The organism is Streptomyces sp. NPDC043861, assembly GCF_056435905.1.
On record NZ_JBWKDP010000020.1, the window covers coordinates 72,581 to 87,348 of the forward strand.

A 14,768-nucleotide genomic window follows, 5' to 3' on the forward strand; every position below is an offset into this window, starting at 1 on the left:
GGGCGCTGCCGGGCGGGCGCGAGGAGTGGGGCCCGCCGATGACGACAGGGGTGAGCATCGAGGAGCGACGGGCACGAGCCGCGTTGACCAGGGTCGTCGAACCGGGTGACGAAAACGGTGGCCGATGGCTGCGACAGCACGGCGCTGTGGAACTGCTGGCGAGGCTCACCGCCCCCGTGTTCCCCAGGGACACACTGCCCGGTGCCGGGGGCCGGCGGATCGAGGGCTACCGGACACGGGCGGCGGCGGCGTGTCCGGAGCGCGATCTCGAGAAGATGGCGGCGATCGGCGGACGCTTCCTGTGCCCGGGCGATCCGGAGTGGCCGAGCCAGCTCGACGACCTCGGGGATGCGAGACCGGTCGGGCTCTGGCTGCGAGGCTGCGCCGACCTGCGGAGATGGGCGCTGCGCTCGGTCGCCGTGGTGGGTGCCAGGGCCTGCACGCCGTACGGCGCCCATATGGCGGCGAGCCTCGGAACAGGGCTTGCCGAACGAGGCTGGGTCGTCGTCTCCGGCGCGGCACACGGCGTGGACGGCGCCGCGCACCGAGGTGCTCTGGCGGCCGGTGGGGCCACGGTCGCGGTGCTCGCCTGCGGGGTCGATGTGGTCTACCCGCGCTCACATGCCCAGTTGATCGGCCGAATCGCGGAACAGGGCCTGGTGATCGGTGAGTTGGCGCCGGGCGGACACCCGACACGCAGCCGGTTCGTCCTGCGCAACCGTGTCATCGCTGCCCTCACCCGGGGCACCGTTGTCGTGGAGGCCGAATACCGCAGTGGCTCGCTGGTCACGGCGCATGCCGCCCAGCGTCTCGGCCGGGTCACGATGGGCGTCCCCGGGCCTGTGACCAGCGGGCTCTCGGCAGGGGTTCATGAACTTCTGCGCGGCGAAGCCTTGCTCGTCACGGATGCCGACGAAGTGGTCGAGCTCGTGGGGGAGATCGGCGACCTCGCCCCCGCGCGCCGCGGACCCGTGCTGCCCAGGGACCTTCTCGGCCCCATCGAGTCAAAGCTCCTGGAGGTGTTCCCGGCAGGCGGATCCATCGACGGACAGGATGTCGCCCGGAGGGCGGGGATCACCACGGACGAGGCACTCGGCAGGTTGTACGAACTGCACTCCCTCGGCTTCGTCGAACGGCACGGCGACGGCTGGCAGTTGGTACCGGCCGCGAGACGCCCGTCGAACTTCCGGCGAGGCGGTGCTTGACCTGGAGCATTCGGGTGACAGGGTGATGCCGATGTCCGTCCCGGCCCGCCCGGCGACACCCTGGGGCCGACGTACAGGGCGCGGACCCCGTTCGAAGGTGTGGCCGACGGTCCTACCCGCGCAGGCGCGATCCGCCGGTCTTCGCGCACTGCAACCGTCCAGTCACGCTACGCTCCAGGTTCCCCCACCAGCAATCCGCCAAGAAACACATCCCCTCACACCCAGCAGAACGGCTCAAGGCAACGCATGCCCCAGCACACCTCCGGGTCTGACCGCGCGGCGGTGCCCCCAGCTGCCCGTGGCACGGTGCGGCCGCCCGCGCCCTCGTCGCTCGACGAGTTGTGGCGGTCGTACAAGGCGACGGGCGACGGGCGGCTGCGGGAGCAGCTGATCCTGCACTACTCGCCGCTGGTGAAGTACGTCGCGGGCCGGGTGAGCGTCGGGCTGCCGCCCAATGTCGAACAGGCGGACTTCGTCTCCTCCGGGGTGTTCGGACTCATCGATGCCATCGAGAAGTTCGACATCGAGCGATCGATCAAGTTCGAGACGTACGCGATCACACGGATCCGTGGCGCCATGATCGATGAACTGCGGGCGCTGGACTGGATCCCCCGTTCGGTGCGGCAGAAGGCCCGTGCCGTCGAGCGCGCCTACGCCACGCTCGAGGCACAGCTTCGGCGCACGCCCTCCGAGGGCGAGGTCGCTGCAGAGATGGGCATCGGACTGGAGGAACTGCACTCCGTGTTCAGCCAGTTGTCCCTCGCCAATGTGGTGGCCCTGGAAGAGCTGCTCCATGTCGGCGGGGAGGGAGGCGACCGGCTCAGCCTCATGGACACGCTGGAGGACACGGCGGCGGACAACCCCGTCGAGGTCGCGGAGGACCGGGAGCTGCGCCGGCTCCTGGCACGTGCCATCAACACACTCCCCGACCGGGAGAAGACCGTCGTCACGCTCTACTACTACGAAGGCCTCACCCTCGCCGAGATCGGCAACGTGCTCGGGGTCACCGAGAGCAGGGTCAGCCAGATCCACACCAAGTCGGTGCTGCAGCTCCGGGCGAAGCTTGCGGACGCCGGCCGGTGACCCCCGGCCGGTGACCCCCGGCCGGTGACCCCCGGCCGGGGCATCGAATCCACCCGGCCCCGCCCGCCAGGACCGCCCCACCCTTAAAGTGGATCCGTGCCAAGGATTCGAGCGGCCTCCGTGGCCGAGCACCGGACCATGCAGCGCGGCGCCCTGCTGGATGCCGCGCGATCCCTGTTGTCCGAGGGCGGCACCGAAGCGCTGACCTTCCCCGCCCTCGCCGAGCGCACAGGCCTGGCCAGGTCCTCGGTGTACGAGTACTTCCGGTCGCGTGCCGCCGTCGTCGAAGAGCTCTGTGCCGTGGACTTCCCGGTCTGGGCGGCCGAGGTGGAAGTCGCCATGGAGCGGTCCGCGACGCCCGAGGGCAAGGTCGAGGCGTATGTGCGCCAACAGCTCGTGCTGGTCGGCGACCGACGCCACCGAGCTGTTGTCGCGATCTCCGCGAGCGAGCTCGACGACGGTGCCCGCGAGAAGATCCGTGCGGCGCACGGCGGCCTCGTCGCGATGATCGTGGAGGCCCTCGGCGACCTCGGCCACGAGCAGCCCCGCCTGGCCGCGATGCTTCTGCAGGGCATCGTGGACGCCGCGGTCCGCCGTATCGAGCTGGGCGCAGCCGAGAATCCCTCCGAGATCGCCGACGCCGCCGTGTCGATGGCGTTGCGAGGCGTCCGGGGCGGCTGACCTCGGCTGTGCGCGTCGACGGCCCCGGCCGTGGTTGAGGCCGTCGGTCGGTGGATGTGTGCCCGCGCTGTCCGGGTGTGCTGCTGCCCGGGAGGAGCCCAGCAGAGCTGCAGGCGCCCGTGCCGGGCCGACCCGGGCGTCGTTCCCCGCTGCCGCTGCCGCTGCCGCTGCCGCTGCCGCTGCCCGGCGCACGGCTCGTCCACCGGAGGGCCCGCACGGCGCGCACCGTCAGAGTGGATCCGAGCGGCCCGAGCGGCCCGAGCGGCCCGCGCAGACGGTGCACCCGATGCGACCAGACCGCCGACGCCGACAGGACCAACGCCTGCGCGGAGTGTGCCCGGGTGTCCGACGCGTCCGAGGTACCGGTGGCCGTCGCCAACGCCACGGCCGGCACAGGTCCCGGCGGCGCCGATCCTGAGGGCACTGGCCCCGAAGGCGGCACCGGCACCCCGAAGACCGGCAGCAGCCGTGGGGGCCCACGGCGCAGCTCGGACCGGGGCAGCATCGACAGCGGGTCGAGGTACTCATCCCCTCGGCGCAGCCCCCAGTGCAGACAGCCCTGGGGGCAGTGCGAGGGCACGGCGGTCAGGACGGCCACCACCTGACCCTCGGCGACCTCGGTGTTCGGCCCGACCAGGGGGCGCACCGGTTCATAGGTGGTGCGCAGGGGAGGTTCCCCCGTACCCGACAGGGCGATCGAGAGCACCCCGCGGCCGGCCACCGTCCCCGCGAACGACACCCGGCCGGCAGCGGCAGCCCGCACCTCGGTGCCCGGGGGTGCAGCCAGGTCCACACCACGGTGGCCCGGTGCATAGGGGCCGGCCGGTGGTTCCCACCCCCTCACCACCGCAGGGCGCGGCGGCCCCACCGGCCAGGCGCCTGCCCAGGCCGTCCCTCCCGTGAGCGCCCACAGGAAGGCGACCACCGTCGCTCTCAGGGCCACGGCCGAGGTCACGATTCGTACGCGATTCATGTCCGGACCGTCCCGCACGAGCGGCCCCCGCGCTGATCATGGTCCGGATCTGTGGACAACCGGCCAGTTGTGGACATCGCCGTCACCCGGCACTGCGCCGGTCCCGTACACTTCTTCTGGCGATCCGGGTCACCGGGTCGACTTCGCACGCCCCGCCACCACCTCCATCAGCGGTCGGTGGCCGCGCCTCTCGGTCCTTGTGGCACGGCGCGCCGGGGCGTCAGGACACAACCGAGAAACCCAAGGAGATACGGCCATGGCCGTCGTCACGATGCGGGAGCTGCTGGAGAGCGGCGTCCACTTCGGTCACCAGACCCGTCGCTGGAACCCGAAGATGAAGCGCTTCATCTTCACCGAGCGCAACGGCATCTACATCATCGACCTGCTCCAGTCGCTGTCGTACATCGACCGCGCCTACGAGTTCGTCAAGGAGACCGTCGCGCACGGCGGCTCCATCATGTTCGTCGGCACCAAGAAGCAGGCCCAGGAGGCCATCGCCGAGCAGGCGACCCGCGTCGGGATGCCGTACGTCAACCAGCGCTGGCTGGGCGGCATGCTCACCAACTTCTCCACCGTCTACAAGCGCCTTCAGCGTCTGAAGGAGCTTGAGGCGATCGACTTCGAGGACGTGGCCGCCTCCGGCCTCACCAAGAAGGAGCTCCTGGTCCTCTCGCGCGAGAAGGCCAAGCTGGAGAAGACCCTCGGTGGCATCCGCGAGATGCAGAAGGTGCCGAGCGCCGTCTGGATCGTCGACACCAAGAAGGAGCACATCGCCGTCGGTGAGGCGCGCAAGCTCCACATCCCGGTCGTCGCGATCCTCGACACCAACTGCGACCCCGACGAGGTCGACTACAAGATCCCGGGCAACGACGACGCGATCCGTTCCGTCACGCTGCTCACCCGTGTGATCGCCGACGCGGTTGCCGAGGGCCTCATCGCCCGCTCCGGCGTCGCCACCGGTGACTCGAAGCCCGGCGACAAGGCTGCGGGCGAGCCGCTGGCCGAGTGGGAGCGCGACCTGCTCGAGGGCGAGAAGAAGGCTGACGAAGCCCCGGCCGCCGAGGCCGAGAAGCCGGCCGAGGCCGTCGCCGAGGCTCCGGCCGCGGACGCTGCTGAGGCTCCGGCCACGGACGCTGCCGAGGCTCCGGCCGCGGACGCCGAGCAGGCCTGACACCACACAGGTTCGGATGCTGACGGCGGGGGCCTACGAAGCCCCCGCCGTTGACCCGTAGATCGTTCGACTCTTCGACTTCAAGAGAGAATTGACAGACATGGCGAACTACACCGCCGCTGACGTGAAGAAGCTCCGCGAGCTCACCGGCGCGGGCATGATGGACTGCAAGAAGGCGCTCGACGAGGCCGACGGCAACGTCGACAAGGCCGTCGAGGCCCTGCGCATCAAGGGCCAGAAGGGTGTGGCCAAGCGCGAGGGCCGCTCCGCCGAGAACGGCGCCGTCGTCTCCCTGATCGCCGACGACAACACCTCCGGTGTCATCCTCGAGCTGAAGTGCGAGACGGACTTCGTCGCCAAGGGCGACAAGTTCCAGGCCGTCGCGGGTGCGCTCGCCGCCCACGTCGCCGCGACGAACCCGGCCGACATCGAGGCGCTGCTCGCCTCCGAGATCGAGCCCGGCAAGACCGTCCAGGCGTACGTCGACGAGGCCAACGCCAACCTCGGCGAGAAGATCGTCCTCGACCGCTTCGCGCAGTTCTCCGGTGCCTACGTCACGGCGTACATGCACCGCACCATGCCCGACCTGCCCCCGCAGATCGGTGTTCTCGTCGAGCTCGACAAGGTGAACCCCGAGGTCGCCAAGGGCGTCGCTCAGCACATCGCCGCCTTTGCGCCGAAGTACCTCTCCCGCGAGGACGTTCCGGCCGAGGTCGTCGAGTCCGAGCGCCGCGTCGCCGAGGAGACCACCCGCGCCGAGGGCAAGCCCGAGGCCGCCCTCCCGAAGATCGTCGAGGGTCGCGTCAACGGCTTCTTCAAGGAGGCCACCCTCCTCGGTCAGCCCTACGCGCTCGACAACAAGAAGTCCGTCCAGCAGATCCTGGACGAGGCCGGTGTCGCCCTGAAGCGCTTCTCGCGCATCAAGGTCGGCATCTGAGCCGGTACGCGATCGACAAGGGAGCCCGCTAGGGTTTCTCAGCAGTCGTCGGCCGCGTAAATCGCCGGACGACCGCAGATCTGACGAGGAGGCCATTGCCGCAGGGACACCAGCACCCACCGGCAATGGCCTTCTTCGTATGTGCACGAGGAGATCTCCATGAACAAGGGCGCGGACGCCAACCAGGCTGCCGACGACAAGAGCGACCACACCGGCAAGAAAGCCGGCCGCTTCATGCTGAAGTTGTCCGGTGAAGCCTTCTCCGGCGGCACCGGTCTGGGCGTCGACCCCGACGTCGTACACGCCATCGCGCGGGAGATCGCGGCGGTCGTCCGTGACGGCGCGGAGATCGCGGTCGTCATCGGCGGCGGCAACTTCTTCCGGGGCGCGGAGCTCCAGCAGCGCGGCATGGACCGGGCCCGCTCCGACTACATGGGCATGCTCGGCACCGTCATGAACTGCCTCGCGCTCCAGGACTTCCTGGAGAAGGAGGGCATCGACTCCCGCGTCCAGACCGCCATCACCATGGGGCAGGTCGCGGAGCCGTACATCCCGCTCAGGGCCGTGCGGCACCTGGAGAAGGGCCGCGTCGTCATCTTCGGCGCAGGTATGGGCATGCCGTACTTCTCCACCGACACCACCGCCGCACAGCGTGCCCTGGAGATCGACGCGGAAGCGCTCCTCATGGGCAAGAACGGTGTTGACGGTGTCTACGACTCCGACCCCAAGGCCAACCCGGACGCCGTGAAGTTCGACGCGCTGGAGTACGGCGAGGTGCTCGCCCGCAACCTCAAGGTCGCCGACGCAACGGCCATCACCCTCTGCCGCGACAACGATCTGCCGATCCTCGTCTTCGAACTGCTCGCCGCGGGCAATATCGCGCGGGCGGTCAGGGGTGAGAAGATCGGCACGCTCGTGAGCGACCAGGGCACCCGGGGCTGACCGCCCACCGCCCCCGAGAGGGGATGGACAAAGCCCTGCCGGTCGGACACCGTGCAGGGAATGCGCCGCCAAGTTCGCCGGCCTCGTACTCGTAACGCTCGTCCCGCGGATCCGCCCATGCGGCCGGATTCGTAGAGTGAACCGTCACACGTACACGCCGGGCCTACTCAAGACACGCAGGAGCAAGTGGTGATCGAAGAGACCCTCCTCGAGGCCGAGGAGAAGATGGAGAAGGCCGTCGTGGTCGCCAAGGAGGACTTCGCCGCGATCCGCACCGGGCGTGCGCACCCGGCGATGTTCAACAAGATCGTGGCCGACTACTACGGTGCGCTGACGCCGATCAACCAGCTGGCCTCGTTCTCGGTGCCCGAACCGCGGATGGCGGTGGTGACCCCGTTCGACAAGAGCGCGCTGCGCAACATCGAGCAGGCCATCCGCGACTCCGACCTGGGCGTCAACCCGAGCAATGACGGCAACATCATCCGTGTGGTGTTCCCCGAGCTGACCGAGGAGCGCCGCCGCGAGTTCATCAAGGTCGCCAAGGGCAAGGCCGAGGACTCCCGGATCTCGATCCGCTCCGTGCGCCGCAAGGCCAAGGAGGCCATCGACAAGCTGATCAAGGACGGCGAGGTCGGCGAGGACGAGGGCCGCCGCGCCGAGAAGGAGCTCGACGACACCACCGCGAAGTACGTGACGCAGGTGGACGAGCTGCTCAAGCACAAGGAATCCGAGCTGCTCGAGGTCTGATGAACGACTCTTCCTGGGGGGCTCCGCCGAGCGCGGGCCACAGCCCCGGCTACTGGGCGCCACCCGACCGGGGGGCCGCCCCGGCTGGTCCCGCTTACGATGTGCATGACGGCCGGCAGACTCGGCCCATGCCTGTCGTGCCGGACGTTCCCGACGCAGGTAGAGACGTAGCAGACCGCGACGAACGCGACCGGGGGGCCGCTCAGTGGAGTGGCCCCCCGGTCCGCGACGAGATGCTGCAGGAGCCCATGCCCATCCCTCCGCCGTCTGCGGCTTCCGAGCCGCCGCAGCCTTCAGGACCGCCGCAGAAGAAGCGCGCGGGCCGGAATCTGCGGGCCGCGATAGGTGTCGGTGTCGGGCTCGGCGCGGTGATCATCGCGGCTCTCTTCATCGTGAAGGCCGTGTTCGTCGGCGTCATCGCGGTCGCCGTCGTCGTCGGACTGTGGGAGCTGACCTCCCGGCTCGACGAGCGCAAGGGGATCAAGGCTCCCCTGATCCCGCTCGCGGTGGGCGGAGCCGCAATGGTTGTGGCCGGCTATGTGCGTGGTGCGGAGGGTGCGTGGGTCGCCACGGCGCTCACCGGGCTCGCGGTGCTGGTCTGGCGGATGACGGAGCCGCCCGAGGGCTACCTCAGGGATGTGACGGCCGGGCTCTTCGCCGTGTTCTACGTGCCGTTCCTGGCCACGTTCGTGGCGATGATGCTCACCGCCGACGACGGGCCGCAGCGGGTGTTCACGTTCCTGCTGCTGACCGTGGTCAGCGACACCGGTGCGTACGCGATCGGGTGGCGCTTCGGAAAGCACAAGCTCGCTCCCCGTATCAGCCCGGGGAAGACCCGCGAGGGCCTCTTCGGCGCCGTGGCGTTCGGCATGGTGTCAGGCGCGGTGTGCATGCCCCTCCTGATCGACGGCGGTACCTGGTGGCAGGGCCTGCTGCTGGGCCTCGCGGTCGCGGTCAGCGCAACGCTGGGCGACCTCGGCGAGTCGATGATCAAGCGGGACCTCGGCATCAAGGACATGGGCACGCTGCTGCCGGGCCACGGCGGCATCATGGACCGGCTGGACTCGCTGCTGCCGACGGCACCGGTGGTGTGGCTGCTGCTGGTGGTCTTCGTGGGGTCCGGCTGACCGCTGGGGTGCGGTGCGCCTTCAGCCCCCGTGGGGCGGTGGTTCGCACGCTGCAGGTTGTACGAGGAGGGGCTCACCGTACGGTGAGCCCCTCCTCCGTTCTCTCGTCGTCTTCGCCGATCGGGGTTCCCACAGCACCTGTGTGCGGTCACTCCGCACCGCGTCCTTGGGACGGCTGCTGCGAGTCACTTTTCAGCGCCTTGGCCGCCAGCACGCCCAGCAGGATCAGGGCGATCCCCACCCAGGTGGCGTCCTCGACGACGAGAACGACGATCCCCACGGGGATGAGCAGCCCGGTCAGCGGCAGCAGCATGCCGCTGACGGTCGGCACGTCCTCAATGCCGCGCGTCCTGGCCCGCACGTAGTCCGGGTACCACTCGGTGAAACGGATCGTGACGACGATCGCCACCAGGGGGACGACCCACGCGGTCCAGATGTTGTCCGGTTCACGGAGGACGAGGTCGCCGTACAGGCCTGCGACGGTGCTCACCAGGAAGGTCAGTCCCCATACGCCTGTGATCACATAGTTGGTCCGCAGGAAGGCCGGGGTGTTCCAGTACTCGGGGCCCACGCGCTCACGGGCGTACTGCACGGTGAAGGGCACCCTGAACGCCATCGAACCGAAGGCGATCAGTGCCAGAGTGAGGTTGGCGACCTCGTCCGCGTACGTCTCGAGCCACTCGTGGGTGGCCTCGCTGGCCAGGACGCCGATGATGGCCAGGACCGCGAAGAAGGCCACATCCGCGATTTCGATGATCTTGAACGAGGTGCCGGGATGGAGAATCCGTCCCGCGATGACGAACACGATCGAAATGGCGAGGGCGACGAGTACGGCTATCTCGAAGCGTCCGGGACCGGAAAGCACCGCGAAGATGATCCACGGCGCCATTCCCACGACCGGCTGCTCGAGAAAGCCCGCCAGCCATCTGCCCCCTGCGGAATCGGCCACGGCCTTCATGGGCGAACCCTCCGGATCACGACAGCCAGAACTCCAGCCTGGCCCCTGAGTGCTTGGTTCGCGACGTGAGCGCCGAGGGCGTACGGACACGCGAACGGGCGCCCACGTGTCCTGTGCGGCGCGGGACCTCAGGCCGGGCCGGGGGTGTGCGCGAAGATCCGGTCGAGTGCGGGAGCGGCCAGCTCGAACCATGTGGTCTTGCCGGTGCCGGTGCCGAAGCTTCCCCACGCCTCGGACAGCAGATCGAGGAGCTCAGTGCCGCGCCCGCCTTCCGCGTCGATGGCGACGGCGCGGCGTACCGGGCTGTCGAGGCTGGTGTCCTCGACCTCGCAGCGCAGATGGGAGCCTCGCAGCCGGAGGTTGAGCCGCACGGGGCCGCGCGCGTGGCGCAGCGCGTTGGTGACCAGCTCGCTGACGAGCAGCTCCGCGGTGTCGGCCAGGTCGTCCAGGTCCCATGCACCCAGTTGTTCCGTCACCAGCCGCCGCGCCCGCCGGGCCGATGACAGTTCACGGGCCAGGGGCCAGGAGGCCTCCCAGGCGGTTGCCCGGCCGGCAGGCGCGTCCAGCGGCCGAAGGGGTGCGAAGGTGCGTGACCACAGCGCCAGATGCCGTGAGAGCCAAGACGCCGGGGGGTGTGCCAGGAGTTGATCCTTCCTGGGAGGGCCGTCGGTGCCGGCCGCCCCGGCCTGGCGCAGGGCGGGGAGCCCGGAATGTGACGCGAGGAGGGTCTTGCAGTGACCGATGGCCTTGGGGGCCATGGGGAATCAGTCCCTTCCGGCAGAAGCCGCCTGTGAATGGTCCGGGCACGTCGCCCGGGCGATTTTCATTCTTGTAGCAGTCGCTACAAGAACAAATATACATGTAGCGGGTGCTACGGTAAAGATCAGGATGAAACGCCCAAGGGGTGAGGGGATCTCGCCCCCTGCGTGACCCGAGGAGTCTTCATGGCGCGCACGGCCGATCCGGCCAGACGGCGGGACCTGCTCGACCAGGTCCGTGAGTACGTGATGCGCAACGGCCTGGCCGGCCTCTCCCTGCGTCCGCTCGCCCGGGAGCTCGGCACCAGCGACCGCATGCTCCTCTACTACTTCGGCACCAAGGAACGCATGGTCACGGAGGCCATTGCCCTGGACGAGAGGCGTCCGTTCCTCAGGGTCCGCGAAGTGCTGGAAAGCGTCGGCTCGCCGCAGGACGCCGCCGGCCTGCGGCGCTTCGTGGAGGAGCTGTGGCGGGAGTTCTGCACGCAGGACCGTCGTGCCTCGCTCCCGCTCTACTTCGAGATGCTGACCACCAGCCTGCTCCACCCGGAACGCTACGGGCCCTTCCTGCGCGACCTGCTCGGTGAGTGGAGGCAGGTGCTCATCCCCCTCTTCGTCCGCCTGGGCATGGCGGAGGAGCGTGCACACAACGAGGCCACGCTGCTGGTCGACACGATCGTCGGACTGCTCTTTGCCGCGCTGGCCGAGGACGACTGGGACCGGGCCGACGCCGCCTTCCGCATCCTTCTGGACCGCCTCGAGCCCGGCTGGCAGGCAGCGGACTGAACGGCACGCGCCGCCGTCTGCCTCCCGTGGCGGCCGGGTGGCCCCGCCAATGGCGGGGCCACTGCGTGGTGGTCGAGGCTGCGGACGGTTGCCCTGCGGTGTTCAGTGGGTGGCGGGGTGGCCGTCCCACCATTCGCGTTCGCTCCTGCGAGGGTCTTCGACCACCTCGTCGGTGGTGGCGTTGTTGTTGCGGGCGTAGGTCATGACCGGGCGGTCGGCGGTGTCATAGGCAGGCCAGGAGGCCTGTCCCGTCTTGGCGAAGTCGACCCAGATTCCATGGAGGGCGCTGGCCAGGGCCTGGGGCGGGTTGGGTCCGGTGAGCTTCATGCTGTCGGCCAGGGCGAGGGAGTCCCAGGCGAAGGGCAGGTCGACGCTGTGGCAGGCGCCGATCTTGACCTGCACGTTGTCCGGGGTGACCGGTGAACGCCGGCCGAATTCGTACACGTAGGCGGGGGCGGCGTCGGTGATCGCGGCGGGTCTCGGCGACGCGGTAGGAGGGGATGCGGAACATGCGGTCGCTCAGCAGCGCGCACGCCACGTCGGAGGCGGCGTCGAGGGGGTAGGCGGGCGGACTCCGGGGCCCGGTTGTCCTGTCGTGCCGCCTCCCGGATCAGAGCCGCATGTCGGACGCTTGTGGGCGGGAGTGACGGAGCATGTCCCGGGGCGGCGAACGACGGCCGGCCGTCCTGCGATGCGGCGTCGGGGTCCCGTGGTCGTGCACGCAGCGGGACTGCCGAGCCCTGGATACCGGCAGCTCAGCGGATTGCCGTGCCGTCCCGGGGCCGCCCGGGGCCGCCCGGGGGCGGCCGGCGGTCTCGATCAGGACCGTCAGTCACCACTGCCAGGACATGAGGTCGCAGGTCACGAGAGGGGATCTGCGACACTGGTACAGCCATGCCTAAGCCCGGAGAACTCACTTTCGTCGCCCCCCGCGGAGCCAAGAAGCCCCCGCGGCACCTCGCCGACCTCACGCCCGCCGAGCGCAAGGAGGCCGTCGCCGCCATCGGCGAGAAGCCGTTCCGCGCCAAGCAGCTGTCGCAGCACTACTTCGCGCGGTACGCCCACGACCCCGGTCAGTGGACGGACATTCCCGCCGCCGCGCGTGAGCGGCTCGCGGCGGAGCTGCTGCCCGATCTGATGTCCGTCGTCCGGCACATCTCGTGCGACGACGACACGACCCGCAAGACGCTGTGGCGGCTGCACGACGGGACGCTCGTCGAGTCCGTGCTGATGCGGTACCCGGACCGGGTGACGATGTGCATCTCGTCGCAGGCCGGCTGCGGCATGAACTGCCCGTTCTGCGCCACCGGCCAGGCCGGGCTCGACCGCAACCTCTCCACGGCCGAGATCGTGCACCAGATCGTGGACGGCATGCGGGCCCTGAGGGACGGAGAGGTCCCGGGTGGGCCGGCCCGGCTCAGCAACATCGTCTTCATGGGCATGGGTGAGCCGCTCGCCAACTACAAGCGGGTCGTCGGTGCCGTCCGCAGGCTCACCGACCCCGAGCCGGACGGCCTCGGGATCTCGCAGCGCGGGATCACCGTCTCCACCGTCGGCCTGGTTCCGGCGATGCTGCGGTTCGCCGACGAGGGCTTCAAGTGCCGGCTCGCCGTCTCGCTGCACGCTCCCGACGACGAGCTGCGCGACACCCTCGTGCCGGTGAACACGCGCTGGAAGGTCCGGGAGGTGCTGGACGCAGCCTGGGAGTACGCGGAGAAGTCCGGTCGCCGGATCTCCATCGAGTACGCCCTGATCCGCGACATCAACGACCAGGCATGGCGCGGTGATCTGCTCGGCCGGTTGCTCAAGGGCAAGCGGGTCCATGTCAATCTGATCCCCCTCAATCCGACCCCCGGCTCCAAGTGGACGGCATCCCGCCCCGAGGACGAGAAGGCGTTCGTCGCGGCGATCGCCGCCCATGGAGTGCCCGTCACCGTCCGTGACACCCGGGGGCAGGAGATCGACGGGGCGTGCGGACAGCTCGCAGCCTCCGAGCGCTAGCGAGTGGCCCGAAGGGCCCATGTACGCTGGGCTCGAACATTTGCATATTCCGACAGGGGAGCGCCACAGCGCTGAGAGTGCGGTGACCGTCAGACCGCAGACCCTCTGAACCTCGCCCGGGTCATTCCGGGTAGGAAGTTCGGACGTTACTCAAGCTGTTGCGCCCTGCCCGGCTCCGGACCGATGGATCGGAGCCGGGCAGGGCCGCGTCTCTTCCTGGTCACCCCCAGGAGGAAAGTCAGTGAGCACCACCAAGAAGATCACGGTCACGGCTGTTGCCGTCGCGCTGGGCGTCGGCGCGCTCGCGGCCTGTGGTGCGGAGTCCGACGACTCCGCCTCCGGCAAGGGGTCCAAGACCGTGACGCTCGTCAGCCACGACTCCTTCAGCGCCACCCCGGCGGTGCTCAAGGACTTCACGAAGCAGACCGGATACACGGTCAAGGTGCTGAAGAGCGGCGACGCGGTGGAGGCACTCAACAAGGAGATCCTGACCAAGGGCTCCCCGCAGGGCGACGTCTTCTTCGGAGTCGACAACACCACCCTCTCCCGGGCGCTGGACAACGACCTCTTCACGCCGTACGAGGCGAAGGGCCTGGACCGCGTTCCGGAGGCCGTACAGCTCGACAAGGACAAGCATCGGGTCACCCCGGTCGACACCGGCGACATCTGCGTCAACTACGACAAGAAGTACTTCGCCGACAAGAAGCTGGCCCCGCCGCGGACCTTCGATGATCTGGCCAAGCCCGCCTACAAGAACCTTCTCGTCGTCGAGAACGCCGAGCGCTCCTCGCCCGGCCTCGGATTCCTGCTCGGCACGGCGGCCGCGTACGGCGACAAGGGCTGGCAGGACTACTGGCAGAAGCTGAAGGCGAACGGTGTCAAGGTCGTCGACAGCTGGGAGCTCGCCTACAACCAGGAGTTCTCGGGCTCTGCCGGCGGCAAGGAAGCCAAGGGCGACCGGCCGCTCGTCGTCTCGTACGCCTCCAGCCCGCCGGTCGAGGTCCTGTACGCGAAGCCGCAGCCCAAGGAGGCGCCGACCGGCGTCGCCACCGGTACCTGCTTCCGGCAGACCGAGGCCGCCGGTCTGCTCAAGGGAGCGAAGAACGAGGCCGGGGGCAAGGCCCTGCTGGACTTCCTGATCAGCAAGAAGTTCCAGGAGGACATGCCGCTCAACATGTTCGTCAACCCGGTGGCGGACGATGCCGAGGTGCCCGCCCTGTTCACCGAGTTCGGCGCGGTGGTCGACAAGCCCGGGACCATGGCGCCGGAGAAGATCGCCGACAACCGTGACCAGTGGATCCAGTCGTGGTCCTCTCTCGTCCTGAAGTAAGCAGGCGTTCCGGAAGATCGAAGGGTCCCGCAGCAAGCACGAGCAGGACACTCCGCGGGGGCGCGGCGC

General features: G+C 69.3%; 14 protein-coding genes and 1 pseudogene. 11 read left to right on the forward strand and 4 right to left on the reverse strand.

Features of this window, described 5'->3' with window-relative positions; all coding sequences use genetic code 11:
- The first annotated feature begins 38 nt into the window (after window positions 1-38).
- The 3 genes from dprA to AC068D_RS33465 all read left to right on the forward strand — a co-directional run bounded on the left by dprA (window position 39) and on the right by AC068D_RS33465 (window position 2,969).
- The gene (gene dprA / locus AC068D_RS33455) at window positions 39-1,205 is read left to right on the forward strand and encodes a DNA-processing protein DprA (protein WP_478826887.1); all 1,167 of its coding nucleotides are present in this window, start codon (window positions 39-41) and stop codon (window positions 1,203-1,205) included.
- Window positions 1,206-1,451: 246 nt separating this feature from the next.
- The gene (whiG, locus tag AC068D_RS33460) at window positions 1,452-2,288 is read left to right on the forward strand and encodes an RNA polymerase sigma factor WhiG (RefSeq protein ID WP_478826888.1); all 837 of its coding nucleotides are present in this window, start codon (window positions 1,452-1,454) and stop codon (window positions 2,286-2,288) included.
- A 120-nt stretch (window positions 2,289-2,408) separates the two neighbouring features.
- Window positions 2,409-2,969, forward strand: a complete 561-nt coding sequence (locus AC068D_RS33465; RefSeq protein WP_478826978.1) for a TetR/AcrR family transcriptional regulator — start codon at window positions 2,409-2,411, stop codon at window positions 2,967-2,969.
- Window positions 2,970-3,540: 571 nt separating this feature from the next.
- On the opposite strand, the pseudogene AC068D_RS33470 reads toward AC068D_RS33465, so the two are convergent.
- Window positions 3,541-3,942 (reverse strand): annotated as a pseudogene (locus AC068D_RS33470) (peptidoglycan DD-metalloendopeptidase family protein); the annotation flags it as partial.
- Between the two features lie 256 nt (window positions 3,943-4,198).
- Here AC068D_RS33470 and rpsB point away from each other — a divergent pair.
- The 5 genes from rpsB (at window position 4,199) to AC068D_RS33495 (ending at window position 8,866) form a co-directional block, all read left to right on the forward strand.
- On the forward strand, window positions 4,199-5,113 hold the full coding sequence (rpsB, locus tag AC068D_RS33475; RefSeq protein ID WP_478826889.1) for a 30S ribosomal protein S2: 915 nt from the start codon (window positions 4,199-4,201) through the stop codon (window positions 5,111-5,113).
- A gap of 100 nt (window positions 5,114-5,213) precedes the next feature.
- Window positions 5,214-6,050 carry a translation elongation factor Ts gene (gene tsf / locus AC068D_RS33480; protein WP_478826890.1) on the forward strand — a complete coding sequence of 279 codons (837 nt, stop codon included), beginning with the start codon at window positions 5,214-5,216 and terminating at the stop codon, window positions 6,048-6,050.
- A 159-nt stretch (window positions 6,051-6,209) separates the two neighbouring features.
- Window positions 6,210-6,992, forward strand: a complete 783-nt coding sequence (gene pyrH, locus AC068D_RS33485; RefSeq protein WP_478826891.1) for a UMP kinase — start codon at window positions 6,210-6,212, stop codon at window positions 6,990-6,992.
- 189 nt (window positions 6,993-7,181) lie between these two features.
- A complete protein-coding gene (gene frr, locus AC068D_RS33490; RefSeq protein ID WP_478826892.1) occupies window positions 7,182-7,739 on the forward strand; it encodes a ribosome recycling factor in 558 nt (185 codons plus the stop codon).
- Window positions 7,739-8,866: a phosphatidate cytidylyltransferase gene (locus tag AC068D_RS33495; protein WP_478826893.1), complete on the forward strand. Its 1,128-nt coding sequence runs from the start codon at window positions 7,739-7,741 to the stop codon at window positions 8,864-8,866. Before frr ends, AC068D_RS33495 begins: the two co-directional genes overlap by 1 nt.
- A gap of 148 nt (window positions 8,867-9,014) precedes the next feature.
- Here the strand turns inward: AC068D_RS33495 and AC068D_RS33500 are convergent, their stop codons facing one another.
- Window positions 9,015-9,824, reverse strand: coding sequence for a hypothetical protein (locus AC068D_RS33500; protein ID WP_478826894.1), 810 nt, complete (start codon window positions 9,822-9,824; stop codon window positions 9,015-9,017).
- 128 nt (window positions 9,825-9,952) lie between these two features.
- Window positions 9,953-10,582, reverse strand: a complete 630-nt coding sequence (locus AC068D_RS33505; protein WP_478826895.1) for an ATP-binding protein — start codon at window positions 10,580-10,582, stop codon at window positions 9,953-9,955.
- A gap of 186 nt (window positions 10,583-10,768) precedes the next feature.
- Between AC068D_RS33505 and AC068D_RS33510 the strand changes: the two genes are divergently transcribed.
- On the forward strand, window positions 10,769-11,368 hold the full coding sequence (locus tag AC068D_RS33510) for a TetR/AcrR family transcriptional regulator (RefSeq protein ID WP_478826896.1): 600 nt from the start codon (window positions 10,769-10,771) through the stop codon (window positions 11,366-11,368).
- 102 nt (window positions 11,369-11,470) lie between these two features.
- On the opposite strand, the gene AC068D_RS33515 is transcribed toward AC068D_RS33510, so the two are convergent.
- A complete protein-coding gene (locus tag AC068D_RS33515) occupies window positions 11,471-11,770 on the reverse strand; it encodes a hypothetical protein (protein WP_478826897.1) in 300 nt (99 codons plus the stop codon).
- A gap of 492 nt (window positions 11,771-12,262) precedes the next feature.
- Between AC068D_RS33515 and rlmN the strand changes: the two genes are divergently transcribed.
- Entirely contained in the window at window positions 12,263-13,369 is a 1,107-nt protein-coding gene (rlmN, locus tag AC068D_RS33520) for a dual-specificity RNA methyltransferase RlmN (RefSeq protein ID WP_478826898.1), read from the forward strand.
- Between the two features lie 241 nt (window positions 13,370-13,610).
- On the forward strand, window positions 13,611-14,699 hold the full coding sequence (locus AC068D_RS33525; RefSeq protein WP_478826899.1) for a thiamine ABC transporter substrate-binding protein: 1,089 nt from the start codon (window positions 13,611-13,613) through the stop codon (window positions 14,697-14,699).
- The last annotated feature ends 69 nt before the right edge of the window (window positions 14,700-14,768 follow it).

Coding starts and splice junctions, on each gene's coding strand:
- dprA (WP_478826887.1), top strand. CDS start 39: ATGACGACAGGGGTGAGCATCGAGGAGCGACGGGCACGAGCCGCGTTG.
- whiG (WP_478826888.1), top strand. CDS start 1,452: ATGCCCCAGCACACCTCCGGGTCTGACCGCGCGGCGGTGCCCCCAGCT.
- rpsB (WP_478826889.1), top strand. CDS start 4,199: ATGGCCGTCGTCACGATGCGGGAGCTGCTGGAGAGCGGCGTCCACTTC.
- tsf (WP_478826890.1), top strand. CDS start 5,214: ATGGCGAACTACACCGCCGCTGACGTGAAGAAGCTCCGCGAGCTCACC.
- pyrH (WP_478826891.1), top strand. CDS start 6,210: ATGAACAAGGGCGCGGACGCCAACCAGGCTGCCGACGACAAGAGCGAC.
- AC068D_RS33495 (WP_478826893.1), top strand. CDS start 7,739: ATGAACGACTCTTCCTGGGGGGCTCCGCCGAGCGCGGGCCACAGCCCC.
- AC068D_RS33500 (WP_478826894.1), bottom strand. CDS start 9,824: ATGAAGGCCGTGGCCGATTCCGCAGGGGGCAGATGGCTGGCGGGCTTT.
- AC068D_RS33505 (WP_478826895.1), bottom strand. CDS start 10,582: ATGGCCCCCAAGGCCATCGGTCACTGCAAGACCCTCCTCGCGTCACAT.
- AC068D_RS33510 (WP_478826896.1), top strand. CDS start 10,769: ATGGCGCGCACGGCCGATCCGGCCAGACGGCGGGACCTGCTCGACCAG.
- rlmN (WP_478826898.1), top strand. CDS start 12,263: ATGCCTAAGCCCGGAGAACTCACTTTCGTCGCCCCCCGCGGAGCCAAG.